General features: G+C 63.0%; 13 protein-coding genes. 10 read left to right on the forward strand and 3 right to left on the reverse strand.

The window, feature by feature from the left end:
• Positions 1-114: 114 nt before the first annotated feature.
• Entirely contained in the window at positions 115-1,518 is a 1,404-nt protein-coding gene (locus V3H56_RS18135; RefSeq protein ID WP_047737776.1) for an MATE family efflux transporter, read from the forward strand.
• Here the strand turns inward: V3H56_RS18135 and tusA are convergent.
• Both tusA and rlmM read right to left on the reverse strand, forming a co-directional pair.
• A complete protein-coding gene (tusA, locus tag V3H56_RS18140; protein ID WP_042732523.1) occupies positions 1,515-1,766 on the reverse strand; it encodes a sulfurtransferase TusA in 252 nt (83 codons plus the stop codon). The two genes, V3H56_RS18135 and tusA, sit on opposite strands and share 4 nt — an antisense overlap.
• Positions 1,767-1,843: 77 nt before the next feature.
• A complete protein-coding gene (gene rlmM / locus V3H56_RS18145) occupies positions 1,844-2,917 on the reverse strand; it encodes a 23S rRNA (cytidine(2498)-2'-O)-methyltransferase RlmM (RefSeq protein ID WP_338473714.1) in 1,074 nt (357 codons plus the stop codon).
• Positions 2,918-3,090: 173 nt separating this feature from the next.
• Here rlmM and acnA point away from each other — a divergent pair, with 173 nt between their 5' ends.
• From acnA to V3H56_RS18160, 3 genes are all read left to right on the forward strand, one after another.
• Positions 3,091-5,832 carry an aconitate hydratase AcnA gene (gene acnA, locus V3H56_RS18150; protein WP_338473715.1) on the forward strand — a complete coding sequence of 914 codons (2,742 nt, stop codon included), beginning with the start codon at positions 3,091-3,093 and terminating at the stop codon, positions 5,830-5,832.
• Positions 5,833-6,089: 257 nt separating this feature from the next.
• Positions 6,090-6,878: a CPBP family intramembrane glutamic endopeptidase gene (locus V3H56_RS18155; RefSeq protein WP_338473716.1), complete on the forward strand. Its 789-nt coding sequence runs from the start codon at positions 6,090-6,092 to the stop codon at positions 6,876-6,878.
• A 77-nt stretch (positions 6,879-6,955) separates the two neighbouring features.
• Positions 6,956-8,521, forward strand: coding sequence for a PAS domain-containing methyl-accepting chemotaxis protein (locus V3H56_RS18160; RefSeq protein ID WP_338473717.1), 1,566 nt, complete (start codon positions 6,956-6,958; stop codon positions 8,519-8,521).
• A 184-nt stretch (positions 8,522-8,705) separates the two neighbouring features.
• On the opposite strand, the gene V3H56_RS18165 is transcribed toward V3H56_RS18160, so the two are convergent.
• Entirely contained in the window at positions 8,706-9,398 is a 693-nt protein-coding gene (locus tag V3H56_RS18165; protein ID WP_338473718.1) for an alpha/beta family hydrolase, read from the reverse strand.
• A 96-nt stretch (positions 9,399-9,494) separates the two neighbouring features.
• Here V3H56_RS18165 and ccoN (V3H56_RS18170) point away from each other — a divergent pair, with 96 nt between their 5' ends.
• The 6 genes from ccoN (V3H56_RS18170) (at position 9,495) to ccoO (V3H56_RS18195) (ending at position 15,241) form a co-directional block, all read left to right on the forward strand.
• Positions 9,495-10,919 (forward strand): cytochrome-c oxidase, cbb3-type subunit I, encoded by a 1,425-nt coding sequence (ccoN, locus tag V3H56_RS18170; RefSeq protein ID WP_042731118.1) that lies wholly within the window; start codon positions 9,495-9,497, stop codon positions 10,917-10,919.
• Positions 10,920-10,929: 10 nt separating this feature from the next.
• Complete coding sequence (ccoO, locus tag V3H56_RS18175) at positions 10,930-11,538, forward strand: cytochrome-c oxidase, cbb3-type subunit II (RefSeq protein ID WP_042731117.1); 609 nt, start codon at positions 10,930-10,932, stop codon at positions 11,536-11,538.
• A gap of 5 nt (positions 11,539-11,543) precedes the next feature.
• Complete coding sequence (locus V3H56_RS18180) at positions 11,544-11,747, forward strand: cbb3-type cytochrome c oxidase subunit 3 (protein WP_042731116.1); 204 nt, start codon at positions 11,544-11,546, stop codon at positions 11,745-11,747.
• The gene (ccoP, locus tag V3H56_RS18185; RefSeq protein WP_047737788.1) at positions 11,744-12,700 is read left to right on the forward strand and encodes a cytochrome-c oxidase, cbb3-type subunit III; all 957 of its coding nucleotides are present in this window, start codon (positions 11,744-11,746) and stop codon (positions 12,698-12,700) included. Before V3H56_RS18180 ends, ccoP begins: the two co-directional genes overlap by 4 nt.
• Before the next feature lie 490 nt (positions 12,701-13,190).
• Entirely contained in the window at positions 13,191-14,633 is a 1,443-nt protein-coding gene (ccoN, locus tag V3H56_RS18190) for a cytochrome-c oxidase, cbb3-type subunit I (RefSeq protein ID WP_042731114.1), read from the forward strand.
• Positions 14,633-15,241, forward strand: a complete 609-nt coding sequence (gene ccoO / locus V3H56_RS18195) for a cytochrome-c oxidase, cbb3-type subunit II (protein WP_003199605.1) — start codon at positions 14,633-14,635, stop codon at positions 15,239-15,241. The genes ccoN (V3H56_RS18190) and ccoO (V3H56_RS18195) overlap by 1 nt, the downstream gene beginning before the upstream one ends.
• Positions 15,242-15,243 lie beyond the last annotated feature (2 nt).

Genomic DNA, 15,243 nt, shown 5'->3' on the forward strand with positions numbered 1-15,243 from the left:
AAAACTCACGCGCCGAGTGCATGATTACAAATCCCTAACACAGGTTTTTTCCTGACCACTGCGTCAACGCGTAGAATTCGCCGCCTTGCGCTTATTCTTTCGGACGCTTCGCCTGTGAAACCTGTGATCGACACACCCGCCCTCCTCTCCCGCCCGGCCCGGGTCCGCCTGGAGTTCAAGACACTGCTAGCCCTGGCATTGCCGATCATGGTGGCGCAACTGGCGACCACCGCCATGGGCTTCGTCGATGCGGTGATGGCCGGCCGTGTCGGCCCGCGGGACCTGGCGGCGGTGGCGCTGGGCAATTCGATCTGGGTGCCGGTGTTCCTGTTGATGACCGGTACGTTGCTGGCCACCACCCCGAAAGTCGCCCAGCGCTTTGGCGCCGGCGCGTTTGGCGACATCGGCCCGCTGGTGCGCCAGGCACTGTGGCTGGCGCTGGTGGTGGGGCTGATCGCCACGCTGGCGCTGTTCAGCGCCGAGCCGATCCTGCACATCATGAAGGTCGACCCCGAACTGATCGGCCCGTGCATGGAGTACCTGCGCGGCATCGGTACCGGCCTTCCGGCGGTGGCGCTGTATCACGTACTGCGCTGCTTCAGCGATGGCCTGGGACGCACCCGGCCAGCGATGGTGCTGGGGTTGTGCGGGCTGGCACTGAACATTCCGCTCAACTACATCTTCATTTATGGGCACCTGGGCGTGCCGGCCATGGGCGGCGTCGGTTGCGGCTGGGCCACGGCCATCGTGATGTGGGTCATGGCCCTGGGCATGGCCGGTTGGGCCCGGTGGGCGCCGGCCTATCAATCGAGCCATCTGTTCAGCCGTTTCGACTGGCCGCAGTGGGCCGTCATCCAGCGCCTGCTCGGCATCGGCCTGCCGATTGGTATCGCAGTATTCGCCGAGTCGAGTATTTTCGCGGTGATTGCATTGTTGATCGGCAGCCTTGGCGCCACCGTGGTCGCCGGGCACCAGATTGCCCTGAACTTCAGCTCCCTGGTGTTCATGATCCCCTACTCCTTGGGCATGGCCGTGACGGTTCGGGTCGGTCAGGCACTGGGACGCGCCCAGCCCCGTGAAGCGCGCTTCGCCGCGGGCGTGGGCATGGGCACCGCGCTGGCGTATGCATGCCTGTCGGCGAGCCTGATGTTCGCCCTGCGCGGCCCCATCGCCGCGATCTATACCGCCGACCCGGTGGTGATCGAGGTCGCGTCGATGCTGATCGTCTACGCGGCCCTGTTCCAGTTTTCCGACGCGATCCAGGTGACGGCGGCGGGCGCGCTGCGTGGCTATCAGGACACGCGGGTGACGATGATCCTGACGTTGTTTGCCTATTGGGGCATCGGCCTGCCGGTGGGCTATGCCCTCGGCCTCACCGACTGGCTCGGCGCGGCCAGCGGCCCGAGCGGGTTGTGGCAGGGTTTGATCGTAGGCTTGAGCTGCGCGGCGCTGATGCTGTCGATCCGCCTGGCACGCAGCGCACGCCAGCAGATTCGCATCAGCCGTACGCGAGGCTAGGCGAGTTTCTTGCGGATCCAGTAGCGGTAGGTGCCATCCACTTCGTCCTGGCCCACCAGTTCGTGGTCGAGAAACACACAGAACTTGGGGATGTCGCGACGCGTCGAGGGATCGGTGGCGATCACTTTCAGCAGCCCGCCGGGCACCAGGTCGCGGATGTGTTGGTGCAGCATCATCACCGGCTCGGGGCAATTGAGGCCAGTGGCATCCAGCGTGCCGTCGACCGGTGTGTCGTTCATTTCACTCATGTTCTACTCCAGATACTGACCGGCATTGTCGCGCAATGCCGGGGCTCTTAACAAATGCGCCTAGCCACAGACCCGTCCTAGCGGGACTTGGGCTTGCCGGCGTCCAACCGCCGCAAATGACAGGTCACTTCCTCGCGGTCGTGGTACAGCTGCTTGCAGCCGATCTCGACCTTGATACCCCGGGCCTTGAAGCCCTCGGCGATGCGTTCGAGCAGGCGCTTGACTTCGGCATAGCGCTGTTTCATCGGCAACTTGAGGTTGACCACCGCCTCGCGACAGTGCCCGTCGCCGATCCACTCTTCCAGCATCGCCGCGTTGCGCGCCGGTTTCTCGACGATGTCGCAGACCATCCAGTCCACCGGCTGCTTGGGCTTGAAGGTGAAGCCATCCGCCATCAGGTGCTGCACCAGGCCAGTCTCCATCAGGCTCTCGGCCATCGGACCATTGTCGATGGCCGTGACCAGCATGCCGCGGTTGACCAACTGCCAGGTCCAACCGCCCGGCGCCGCGCCCAGGTCCACCCCGGTCATGTCGCTGTGCAGGCGCTCGTCCCACTCCTGGCGAGGAATGAAATGGTGCCAGGCCTCTTCGAGCTTGAGGGTGGAACGACTCGGCGCCTCTCGGGGAAACTTCAGGCGCGGGATGCCCATCGGCCACATCGCCGAATTATCGGCCGGCGCCTGCCCCAGGAACACTTCGCGGCCACTCTTGAAGGTCAGCAACAGGCGAGGCTTGTGCGGGTCGTCCACCAGCCTGCCGGCGGCGGTCAGCGCCTTGCGCAGCGGGCCTTCGAATTTCTTGCAGAAGTTCGACAGTTCCTTGCCATCGTTGGTGTCGACCACCTCCAGCCACAAGCTGCCACAGACGGGGAACTGCGCCATGTGCGCCAGGATCACGCTGATGCGGTCGGTTTCCGGCAGCTCGATAAAGGTGCCGCGGGCCCACTGACGCGGAAAAATCAGCTCGGCGAAACGCAGGCCGCGCATCAGGCGCTCGGCGCCGTCCTCCTCGGTGCAAACAAATTCGGCACAGGCACTGGCCGGCTTGGCCTTGGCGTAGCCGGCCACGTTGAGCCGGGCCGCGTGTTCGGCGATCTCGGAGCAGACTTCGCCCTCGAAGCCGGGCCGGCAGTGCATGAAAAGCGTGTTCATTGAAACTCCGTAGCAAAGCCTGTCACGAAAACCGCCGCATGATAGCGGACTTCGGAACCCCGAACCTGTCCATAGAGTCCAGTGATTAGTCATACGCTCGAAACAGGGCTAGGTTAAAGGCTCTGTCCGTCCCCGTCAGTCCGTAGCCGTGCGGACTCAAAGGAGTGATTTCAATGCCGTCCCTCGATAGCCTGAAAACCCTTAAAACATTGCAAGTCGACGCCAGGACTTACCACTATTTCAGTCTCCCGGACGCTGCCCGCAGCCTCGGCGACCTGGACAAGCTGCCCATGTCCCTGAAGGTGCTGCTGGAAAACCTGTTGCGCTGGGAAGATGAAAAAACTGTCACCGGCGCCGACCTCAAGGCCCTGGCCGGGTGGCTCAAGGACCGTCGTTCCGACCGCGAGATCCAGTACCGCCCCGCACGGGTGTTGATGCAAGACTTCACCGGCGTCCCGGCGGTGGTTGACCTGGCGGCCATGCGCGCCGCCGTCGAACAGGCCGGCGGCGACCCGCAGCGGATCAACCCGCTGTCACCGGTGGACCTGGTGATCGACCACTCGGTGATGGTCGATCGCTTCGCCAGCCGCGACGCATTCGAACAGAACGTCGACATCGAGATGCAGCGCAACGGCGAACGCTACGCCTTCCTGCGTTGGGGCCAGAGCGCCTTCGATAATTTCAGCGTGGTGCCGCCGGGCACCGGCATTTGCCACCAGGTCAACCTCGAGTACCTGGGCCGCACCGTGTGGACCCGCGAAGAAGACGGCCGCACCTATGCCTTTCCAGACACCCTGGTGGGCACCGACTCCCACACCACCATGATCAATGGCCTCGGTGTACTGGGCTGGGGCGTCGGCGGAATCGAGGCCGAGGCGGCGATGCTGGGCCAACCGGTGTCGATGCTGATCCCCGAAGTGATCGGCTTCAAGCTCACCGGCAAGCTGCGCGAAGGCATCACCGCCACCGACCTGGTGCTGACGGTCACGCAGATGCTGCGCAAGAAAGGGGTGGTGGGCAAATTCGTCGAATTCTATGGCGACGGCCTCGCCGACCTGCCCCTGGCCGACCGCGCCACCATCGCCAACATGGCCCCGGAATACGGTGCCACGTGCGGTTTCTTCCCGGTGGACGACGTCACCCTGGATTATTTGCGCCTGTCCGGCCGGCCGACGGAAACCGTGAAACTGGTGGAAGCCTACTGCAAGGCCCAGGGCCTGTGGCGCCTGCCCGGCCTGGAGCCGGTATTCACCGACACCCTGGCCCTGGACATGGGCAGCGTCGAGGCCAGCCTCGCCGGGCCGAAACGCCCCCAGGACCGGGTCTCGCTGCCTAACGTCGGCCAGGCCTTCAGCGACTTCCTGGGCCTGCAGGTCAAACCCACCAGCAAGGAAGAAGGTCGCCTGGAAAGTGAGGGCGGTGGCGGTGTCGCGGTGGGCAACGCCGATCAGGTCGGCGAAGCCGAGTATGAGTTCGAAGGCCATACCCATCGGCTGAAAAACGGCGCGGTGGTGATCGCCGCCATCACGTCCTGCACCAATACGTCCAACCCCAGCGTGATGATGGCCGCCGGGCTGCTGGCCAAGAAAGCAGTTGAAAAGGGCCTGACGCGCAAACCCTGGGTCAAGAGCTCCCTGGCGCCCGGCTCCAAGGTCGTCACCGACTACTACAAGGCCGCCGGCCTGACCGAGTACCTGGACCAGCTCGGCTTTGCCCTGGTGGGCTACGGTTGCACCACCTGCATCGGCAACTCCGGGCCGCTGCCGGACCCGATCGAGAAAGCCATCCAAAAAGCCGACCTGACCGTGGCGTCGGTCTTGTCGGGCAACCGCAACTTCGAAGGCCGGGTACACCCACTGGTGAAGACCAACTGGCTGGCCTCGCCGCCCCTGGTGGTCGCCTACGCCCTGGCGGGCACCGTGCGCATCGACATCAGCAGCGAGCCGCTGGGGAACGACCAGCACGGCAAGCCGGTGTACCTGCGGGACATCTGGCCCAGCAGCCAGGAAGTGGCCGAGGCCGTGGCCAAGGTCAACACCAGCATGTTCCACAAGGAATACGCCGCCGTGTTTGCCGGTGACGAGCAGTGGCAGGCCATCGAGGTGCCACAGGCGGCAACCTACGTCTGGCAGGACGACTCGACCTACATCCAACACCCACCGTTCTTCGACGGCATTGGCGGACCACCACCGGCCATCAAGAACGTCGAAGGCGCCCGGGTCCTGGCGCTGCTCGGAGACTCGGTCACCACCGACCACATCTCCCCGGCCGGCAACATCAAGACCGACAGCCCCGCCGGTCGCTACCTGCGCGAACAGGGCGTGGAACCGCGGGACTTCAACTCCTACGGCTCAAGGCGCGGCAACCACCAGGTGATGATGCGCGGCACCTTCGCCAATATCCGCATACGCAATGAAATGCTCGACGGCGAAGAAGGCGGCAACACGATCTATATACCCAGCGGCGAAAAAATGCCGATCTACGACGCCGCCATGCTGTACCAGTCCACGGGCACGCCACTGGTGGTGATCGCCGGCCAGGAGTACGGCACCGGTTCGAGCCGGGACTGGGCGGCCAAGGGCACCAACCTGCTGGGGGTCAAGGCGGTGATCGCCGAAAGCTTCGAGCGCATCCACCGCTCCAATCTGGTGGGCATGGGCGTGCTGCCGTTGCAGTTCAAGCTCGACCAGAACCGCAAGCGCCTGAACCTCACAGGCAAGGAAACCCTGGACATCCTTGGCCTGGATGGCGTCGAGCTGACCCCGCGGATGAACCTGCCCCTGGTGATCACCCGTGAGGACGGTCGCCAGGAGCGGATCGAGGTGTTGTGCCGGATCGATACACTCAATGAAGTGGAGTACTTCAAGGCCGGCGGGATCCTGCACTACGTGCTGCGGCAGTTGATCGCCAGTTGAACGCAATCTCTTGTGGGAGCGAGCAAGCTCGCTCCCACAAGGCTTTCCCCCCGGATGAACGGTTCAATCGCCGTTTTTGTATCGACCTGCTTATAATCCCCTCCCCACTGACGCTCACGGAACGGTGTCAGCCGCGAGGTGCCCGCGCGCGTCCATGAGTCGGCGTGGACACCCTTTGTGCTCTTTGCGTGACATGGCAGCGTCGTAGACGCGGCGACCACGTTCGCCCAAAGCGCCACCGCCTAAAAGGATGTTATATGCCTGCTCTCCCCTGGCCTTACCTGGCCCTTCTCTCTCTTGGCTATGCCTTGGCCCTGGTCTACGGGCATTTGGCGTGGACGGCCGCCATTACGCTGGTATTACTACTGTTCGCCGGTTATGCCGTTCGCCAGCAAGCGATGCCGGTCGGCCGGTTTCTCGGGCACGTCCTGTTCCTGGTGATGGCCCTCGCGTTGGCGATGCATTGGATGCCTGGTTTTTTCAATGGCCGGGTGATCCCTCCACAGCGCCTGAGTGACGACGCCGCGCGATTCGCGCTGTACTTGAACCAGGACAAACCCCTGATCGGCTTTTGGCTGCTACTGGCCTGCCCGTGGGTCGTCGGCCGGCGCTCGCTGCGCCTGTCGGTCTTCGCCACGGCCCTGGGCCTGGGTCTGAGCGCGGTCCTTGCGTTGGGCGGGGCACTGCTGCTGGGCATGATCCACTGGGCGCCGAAATGGCCGGACCAGGCGTGGATCTGGCTGGCCAATAATCTTTTACTGGTGACATTGGTGGAGGAAGCGCTGTTTCGTGGCTACATTCAGGGAGGCCTGAGCCGGCGTTTCAAACATTTGGCCTATGGCGACAGCCTGGCCTTGCTCCTGGCCTCGCTGGTATTCGGCCTGGTGCATGCCGGCGCTGGCTGGCAATGGGTGTTGCTGTCGGGCCTGGCGGGGATCGGTTATGGCCTGGCGTACCGTTTCGGTGGCCTGGGCGCGGCAATCGCCACGCATTTTGCCCTCAACCTGCTTCATTTCGCCCTATTTACCTACCCGATGCTGGCGTGATAGCGACAGGCAAAAATAACTTCAACTTAAACCTGACGACGCCGACAACCTTTCAAAACCTTGCGGATCTACACACCATGCGTAATAACCAACCCATTACACAACGCGAAAGGACCTTCCCGGCCCAGCAACGATTGATTTCCACCACCGACGCCAAAGGTGTGATCACCTACTGCAACGACGCATTCGTCGAAATCAGCGGGTTTTCCAAGGAGGAACTGATTCGTTCACCGCACAACCTGGTACGCCATCCCGACGTTCCTTCCGCCGTGTTCGCCCATATGTGGGGCACGCTGAAACAAGGCTTGCCATGGATGGGCATCGTCAAGAATCGCTGCAAAAGCGGCGACCATTACTGGGTCAACGCCTACGTCACGCCTATATTCGAAGGCAACCAGGTGATCGGCTACGAGTCGGTACGGGTCAAGCCGACCGCCGAGCAGATCACCCGGGCCGAGGCGCTGTATCGCCGCATCAACCAGGGCAGGCCCGCGGTTCCACGCAGCGACAAGTGGCTGCCCATGCTGCAGGACTGGCTGCCGTTCATCCTGGTCAGCCAGTTGAGCTTCGTCGTCGGCGCGTTCCTCAACTCCCACTGGGGCTTTGCCCTCGCGGCGGTGCTGTCGGTGCCGTTGGGCCTGATGGGGCTGCAATGGCAGCAACGCGGGATCAAGCGCCTGCTGCGCCTGGCCGAACAGACCACTTCCGACCCGCTGATCGCCCAGATGTACACCGACAGCCGGGGCGCCCAAGCACGCCTGGAGATGTCGATCCTCAGCCAGGAAGCGCGCCTGAAAACCTGCCTGACCCGCTTGCAGGACACCGCCGAGCACCTCAACGATCAGGCTCGCCAGTCCAACTCCCTGGCCCACGACAGCTCCAGTGGCCTGGAGCGCCAGCGAGTGGAAACCGAGCAGGTGGCTACGGCGGTGAACCAGATGGCGGCGACCACTCAGGAAGTCGCCAGCCATGTACAGCGCACCGCCGATGCGACCCAGGAGGCCAATCGCCTGACCGGTCGCGGCCGCGACATTGCCGGGGAAACCCGCGAGGCCATCGAGCGACTGTCGGTTGTCGTGGGTGAAACGGGCCAGACCGTGACCCAACTGGCCAAGGACAGCGACGAGATCGGCGGCGTGGTGGACGTGATCAAAGGCATCGCCGACCAGACCAACCTGCTGGCCCTGAACGCCGCCATCGAAGCGGCCCGTGCCGGTGAGATGGGCCGCGGTTTTGCCGTGGTGGCCGACGAAGTGCGGCAACTGGCGCAGCGCACCAGCGAATCCACCGGGCAGATCCACGCCCTGATCGCCAAGCTCCAGCAGACCGCCACCAACGCCGTGCAAACCATGGACGCCGGCCATCGCCAGGCCGAAGAGGGTGTGGCGCGGGTCATGGAAGCGGACCAGGCATTGGTGGGCATCAGCGAAGCGGTGGCCAACATCACCGACATGACCACCCAGATCGCCGCAGCGACCGAGGAGCAAAGCTCGGTGGCCGAGGAGATCAGCCGCAACATCAGCAACATCTCGGAACTGGCCGACCAGACTTCGGGGCAGGCTCACAGCTCGGCGCTGCTGAGCGAAGAACTGACCCGCACGGCCAATACCCAGTACTCGCTGGTGGAACGGTTCAACCGCTGACAGGGCTTAGCGCGATAAAAAACCGGGAAGACAGTGCTTCCCGGTTTTTTTGCCCGCTCAAAAGTCGTGTTGCGTTACAAACCTTCGCGAACACGCCCGTTCCCACATTTGCAATGCGCTCGCATGAACGCCGCATTCCTCTGTGGGAGCGGGCTTGCCCGCGAAGAGGCCCTGCCAGACACGCTCAACGGCGAAGAAGAAACCCAGCCACCGCCTGCGCCGCCGTCTCCAAATGCTGCCCATGACTGAACCCCGAAGCCTTCAACGGCTTGAGGTCATGATCCCCCGCCTCCAGCCACACCACCTCGATACTGGCTGACAACGCATACCCCGCCACCGCCTCGCGATTGCCCAACGCGTCGCGCTCGCCCTGGATGATCAGCGTTGGGGCCTTCAATTCGGCCAGATGCTCGACCCGCGGCTTCTCCGGTTTGCCCGATGCATAGAACGGATACCCCAGGCACACCAGCGCGTCGCACCCCAGTTCGTCGACCAACAGGCTCGCCATCCGCCCACCCATGGATTTGCCGCCAATCGCCAGCCGGCCCGCGACATAAGGCCGCACGGTGGCGTACACCTCGCGCCAGCATTCCAACAATTTCGGTGCCGGGTTGGGGGGGCGCTTGCCGCCGTCCAGGCGTCGTTGGGCCATGTAGGGAAACTCGAAGCGCAACACGTTGACGCCCTGCGCAGCAAGACGTGCGGCCATGTCGTCCATGAAACCGCTGTCCATCGGCGCACCCGCACCATGGGCCAGGATCAGGGTCGGCGGCTCGCCGTCGTCCACCGATTGTGCCGGCGTCCACAGCCAACCGTGTTGGGCCACGCACCGTGCCCATTGATCCCCGTCAATACTGGCCTTGTGCTGTTTGTCCATGCTTGCCTCGCTTTTAGTCTGCCTATAACTCCAGGCGAAGCACGCCGCCCTGCCTTGCGCAGGCGCTCACTTCGGCTGAACCGTGGATGGGGAACCATGAACACTTCTATCAGTACCGCCTACAACTACAAGGTGGTCCGCCAATTCGCCATTATGACGGTGGTGTGGGGCATCGTCGGCATGGGGCTCGGGGTTTTTCTCGCCGCCCAATTGGTCTGGCCACAGCTCAACTTCGATTTGCCCTGGACCAGCTTCGGCCGCCTGCGTCCGCTGCACACCAACGCGGTGATCTTCGCCTTCGGTGGCTGCGCGCTGTTCGCCAGTTCGTTCTATTCGGTGCAGCGCACCTGCCAGACCCAGCTGTTTGCGCCGAAAATCGCCGCTTTCTGCTTCTGGGGCTGGCAACTGGTGATTCTGCTGGCGGCCATCAGCCTGCCGCTGGGCTACACCAGTTCCAAGGAATACGCCGAGCTGGAATGGCCGATCGACATCCTGATCACCATTGTCTGGGTCGCCTACGCCATCGTCTTCTTCGGCACCGTGGCCAAGCGCAACACCAAGCACATCTACGTCGGCAACTGGTTCTTCGGCGGGTTCATCCTGACCGTGGCGATCCTGCACATCGTCAACAACCTGGAACTGCCGGTGAGCTTCACCAAGTCCTACTCGGTGTACGCCGGGGCCACGGACGCGATGGTGCAATGGTGGTACGGGCACAACGCCGTAGGCTTCTTCCTCACGGCCGGGTTCCTGGGGATGATGTACTACTTCGTGCCGAAACAGGCCGAGCGTCCGGTGTATTCCTATCGTCTGTCCATCGTTCACTTCTGGGCGCTGATCACCCTGTACATCTGGGCCGGTCCTCACCACCTGCACTACACCGCGCTGCCGGACTGGGCGCAGTCGCTGGGCATGGTGATGTCGCTGATCCTGCTGGCACCGAGCTGGGGCGGCATGATCAACGGCATGATGACCCTCTCGGGCGCCTGGCATAAGTTGCGCAGCGACCCGATCCTGCGGTTCCTGGTGGTGTCCCTGGCGTTCTACGGCATGTCGACCTTCGAAGGCCCGATGATGGCCATCAAGACCGTCAACGCCCTCTCCCACTACACCGACTGGACCATCGGCCACGTACACGCCGGCGCACTCGGCTGGGTGGCGATGATTTCCATCGGCGCGCTGTATCACATGATCCCGAAAGTCTTCGGCCGGCCACAGATGCACAGCATCGGCCTGATCAACGCGCACTTCTGGCTCGCGACCATCGGCACCGTGCTCTACATCGCCTCGATGTGGGTCAACGGCATCGCCCAGGGCCTGATGTGGCGCGCGGTGAACGAGGACGGCACGCTCACCTACTCCTTCGTCGAGACGCTGGTGGCCAGCCACCCGGGCTTCATCGTACGGCTGGTGGGCGGGGCAGTCTTCCTCACCGGCATGCTGCTGATGGCCTACAACACCTGGCGCACCGTGCGGGCCTACCAGCCTGCCGAAGCCGCCGCTGCCGCGCAGATGGCCTGAGGAGTCCGCCATGAAACACGAAACAATCGAAAAAAACGTCGGCCTGCTGATGCTGCTGATGGTGCTGGCCGTGAGCATCGGCGGCCTGACCCAGATCGTGCCGCTGTTCTTCCAGGACGTGACCAACAAGCCGGTGGATGGCATGAAGCCCTACACCGCCCTGCAACTGGAAGGCCGTGACATCTACATCCGCGAAGGCTGCGTCGGCTGCCATTCGCAGATGATCCGTCCGTTCCGCGCCGAAACCGAGCGCTACGGCCACTACTCGGTCGCCGGTGAAAGCGTCTGGGACCACCCGTTCCTGTGGGGTTCCAAGCGTACCGGCCCGGACCTGGCCCGCGTCGGCGCACGCTACTCCGACGACTGGCACCGTGCGCACCTGTACAACCCGCGCAACGTGGTGCCCGAGTCGAAGATGCCGGCCTACCCATGGCTGGTGACCCAGGCCGTGGACAGCAGCCACACCGAGACCAAGCTGCGGGCCATGCGCACCCTTGGCGTGCCGTACACCGACGATGACATCACAGGCGCCGTGGCCTCGCTCAAGGGCAAGACCGAAATGGACGCCCTGGTGGCCTACCTGCAAGTGCTCGGCACTGCCATCAAGAGCAAGAGGTGAGCCCCATGTTTCTTGAAATGAGCACTGGAATGATCCGCGGCCTGGGCACGATCGTGGTCTTCGTCGCCTTCATCGGCCTGCTCCTGTGGGCGTTCAGCAGCAAGCGCGGCCCGGAATTCGCCCAGGCGCGCCTGCTGCCGTTCGCCGACGAGCCACCCGCCGATACCGCCAATCCCCAAGACCCTGCAACAAGGAGTACCCGGCCATGACCACCTTCTGGAGTACGTGGATCTGCGTACTGACCCTCGGCAGCCTGATCGGCCTGACCTGGCTGCTGATCGGTACCCGCAAGGGCGAGACCAAGGGCAGCGTCGACCAGACCATGGGCCACAGCTTCGACGGCATCGAGGAGTACGACAACCCGCTGCCGCAATGGTGGTTCCTGTTGTTCGCCGGCACCCTGGTGTTTTCCGTCGGCTACCTGGTCCTGTATCCGGGCCTGGGCAACTGGAAAGGCATCCTGCCCGGCTACGAGAATGGCTGGACCGGTGCCCACGAATGGGAAAAGGAAATGGCCAAGGCCGACGCCAAGTTCGGGCCGATCTTCGCCAAGTTCGCCGCGATGCCCGTGGAAGAAGTCGCCAAGGACCCGCAAGCCCTGAAAATGGGCGCTCGCCTGTTTGCCTCCAACTGCTCGGTCTGCCACGGCTCGGACGCCAAGGGCGCCTTCGGCTTCCCGAACCTGGCCGACAACAACTGGCGCTGGGGCGGCGCGGCCGACACCATCAAGACCACCATCATGGGTGGCCGCATGGCGGCGATGCCGGCCTGGGGCGAGGTGCTTGGGGACGCCGGGGTCAAGAACGTCGCGGCGTACGTGCGCCATGACCTGGCCGGCCTGCCGTTGCCAGCGGACAGCGGCGCCGACCTGCAAGCCGGCCAGCAGGCCTTCAACACCACCTGCGTCGCCTGCCACGGCGCCAACGGCCAGGGCACCGAAGCCATGGGCGCGCCTAACCTGACGCAACCGGCCGGTTTCATCTACGGCACCAGCCTGGCCCAGTTGCAACAGACCATTCGCCATGGTCGCCAGGGCCATATGCCGGCGCAGAATGAAATGCTCGGCAATGACAAGGTGCAACTGCTTGCCGCTTACGTTTACAGCCTTTCCAAAAGTGATACGCAGTTGAGCGGCAAGCCGCAGGCTGCAAGCCTCAAGTAACAGCAAAAGCAAAAGCTGCAAGCGACGCGTGCTCGCTTGCAGCTTGCAGCTCGAAACGCGTAGCTGCTTCTATTTGTCGCACCCTCCCAAGGTCTTTCTTTCGGTTCCTGCGAATCGGGTCTAAGCTTGCCTCTGCGTGCATTGGCGACTGCCTGTTTCAGGTCGACCCGACCCGATGTGTCCGACAATCGTTCGACAAGAAAAGCCGCAAAGGCAGGGAATACCGGCTGTTGCGACAATTGCCCGGCATCCCTCGAACGCAGCGTTTGAACACACCCCGTTACAACCGACCTGAACCCCTCGCCGCTTTCCTTTGTCGCGACATTTTTCCGTGGGCCGATTTTGTCCCTACACGGAACATGGAAAGGCCGCAGAATCAGCGTCGGAAAGCATTGACCCAGGTCATGGCGCGTTGCAATGACCCCCCGCTTTCTCCATACTTGCGACCGATTTTTATCCTAATAAAACACCCAAACCGTGGAACCTTAGAATGAGCACAGCAATCAGTCCGACTGCTTATAACTATAAGGTAGTCCGCCAGTTCGCCATCATGACGGTGGTCTGGGGGATCCTTGGCATGGGGCTCGGTGTCTTCATCGCCTCGCAACTGGTCTGGCCGGAGTTGAACTTCGATCTGCCATGGACGACATTTGGACGCCTGCGCCCGCTGCACACCAACCTGGTGATCTTCGCCTTCGGTGGTTGTGCGTTGTTTGCCACTTCTTACTACGTCGTGCAGCGAACCTGCCAAACGCGACTGATCTCCGACAGCCTCGCCGCCTTCACCTTCTGGGGTTGGCAAGCGGTCATCGTCGGCGCGATCGTGACCTTGCCAATGGGTTTCACCACCACCAAGGAATACGCGGAACTGGAATGGCCCCTGGCTATTCTGCTGGCCATTGTCTGGGTGACCTACGGTCTGGTGTTCTTCGGGACCATCGTCAAGCGCAAGACCAAGCACATCTATGTCGGTAACTGGTTCTACGGTGCCTTCATCGTCGTGACGGCCATGCTGCACATCGTCAACCACATGTCGCTGCCGGTCAGCCTGTTCAAGTCGTACTCGGCCTACTCGGGCGCGACCGACGCGATGATCCAGTGGTGGTACGGCCACAACGCCGTGGGCTTCTTCCTGACCACCGGCTTTTTGGGGATGATGTACTACTTCGTGCCGAAACAGGCCGAGCGTCCGATCTATTCCTATCGCCTGTCCATCGTCCACTTCTGGGCGCTGATCACCCTGTACATCTGGGCCGGTCCGCACCACCTGCACTACACCGCGCTGCCGGACTGGGCGCAGTCCCTGGGCATGGCGATGTCGATCATCCTGCTGGCACCCAGCTGGGGCGGCATGATCAACGGCATGATGACCCTGTCGGGCGCCTGGCATAAATTGCGCACCGACCCGATCCTGCGGTTCCTGGTGGTGTCCCTGGCGTTCTACGGCATGTCGACCTTCGAAGGCCCGATGATGGCCATCAAGACCGTCAACTCCCTGTCCCACTACACCGACTGGACCATCGGCCACGTACACGCCGGTGCGCTCGGCTGGGTGGCGATGATTTCCATCGGCGCCATCTACCACATGATCCCGAAACTGTTCGGTCGCGCGCAGATGCACAGCACCGGCCTGATCAACGCGCACTTCTGGCTCGCCACCATCGGTACCGTGCTCTACATCGCCTCGATGTGGGTCAACGGCATCACCCAGGGCCTGATGTGGCGTGCGATCAACGACGACGGCACCCTGACCTACTCGTTCGTCGAAGCGCTGCAGGCCAGCCATCCTGGCTACATCGTGCGTGCCCTGGGCGGCGCGTTCTTCGCCAGCGGCATGCTGTTGATGGCCTACAACGTGTACCGCACCGTTCGTGCCTCTGACCCGGCTGAAGCTGAAGCCGCCGCCAAGATCGCCGTAGTTGGAGCTCACTGATGAAGCACGAAGCAGTAGAGAAGAATATCGGCCTGCTGGCCTTCTTCATGGTCATCGCCGTGAGCATCGGCGGCCTGACCCAGATCGTTCCGCTGTTCTTCCAGGACGTCACCAACAAGCCGGTCGAAGGCATGAAGCCGCGCACCGCCCTTGAACTGGAAGGCCGCGACATCTACATCGCCAACGGCTGTGTCGGCTGCCACTCGCAGATGATCCGTCCGTTCCGCGCCGAAACCGAACGCTACGGCCACTACTCGGTCGCCGGCGAAAGCGTCTGGGATCACCCGTTCCTGTGGGGTTCCAAGCGTACCGGTCCGGATCTGGCCCGCGTTGGCGGCCGCTACTCCGACGACTGGCACCGTGCGCACTTGTACAACCCGCGCAACGTCGTGCCGGAATCGAAGATGCCGGCCTACCCGTTCCTCGTAGAAAACAAGCTCGACGGCAAAGACACCGCGAAAAAAATGGAAGTCCTGCGCACCCTGGGCGTGCCTTACACCGACGAAGACATCGCCGGTGCCAAGGATGCCGTCAAGGGCAAGACTGAAATGGACGCGCTGGTGGCCTATCTGCAAGGCCTGGGCACCATCATCAAAAGCAAACGGTGATT

The organism is Pseudomonas sp. MS646 (genome assembly GCF_036693845.1).
Lineage (GTDB): Bacteria > Pseudomonadota > Gammaproteobacteria > Pseudomonadales > Pseudomonadaceae > Aquipseudomonas > Aquipseudomonas chlororaphis_E.

Excerpts from the sequence above, each read along its gene's own strand:
- V3H56_RS18180 (WP_042731116.1), top strand. The coding sequence starts at position 11,544 with ATGTTTCTTGAAATGAGCACTGGAATGATCCGCGGCCTGGGCACGATC.
- V3H56_RS18155 (WP_338473716.1), top strand. The coding sequence starts at position 6,090 with ATGCCTGCTCTCCCCTGGCCTTACCTGGCCCTTCTCTCTCTTGGCTAT.
- V3H56_RS18165 (WP_338473718.1), bottom strand. The coding sequence starts at position 9,398 with ATGGACAAACAGCACAAGGCCAGTATTGACGGGGATCAATGGGCACGG.
- ccoN (WP_042731118.1), top strand. The coding sequence starts at position 9,495 with ATGAACACTTCTATCAGTACCGCCTACAACTACAAGGTGGTCCGCCAA.
- acnA (WP_338473715.1), top strand. The coding sequence starts at position 3,091 with ATGCCGTCCCTCGATAGCCTGAAAACCCTTAAAACATTGCAAGTCGAC.
- ccoN (WP_042731114.1), top strand. The coding sequence starts at position 13,191 with ATGAGCACAGCAATCAGTCCGACTGCTTATAACTATAAGGTAGTCCGC.
- tusA (WP_042732523.1), bottom strand. The coding sequence starts at position 1,766 with ATGAGTGAAATGAACGACACACCGGTCGACGGCACGCTGGATGCCACT.
- V3H56_RS18160 (WP_338473717.1), top strand. The coding sequence starts at position 6,956 with ATGCGTAATAACCAACCCATTACACAACGCGAAAGGACCTTCCCGGCC.
- ccoO (WP_042731117.1), top strand. The coding sequence starts at position 10,930 with ATGAAACACGAAACAATCGAAAAAAACGTCGGCCTGCTGATGCTGCTG.
- rlmM (WP_338473714.1), bottom strand. The coding sequence starts at position 2,917 with ATGAACACGCTTTTCATGCACTGCCGGCCCGGCTTCGAGGGCGAAGTC.
- ccoP (WP_047737788.1), top strand. The coding sequence starts at position 11,744 with ATGACCACCTTCTGGAGTACGTGGATCTGCGTACTGACCCTCGGCAGC.
- ccoO (WP_003199605.1), top strand. The coding sequence starts at position 14,633 with ATGAAGCACGAAGCAGTAGAGAAGAATATCGGCCTGCTGGCCTTCTTC.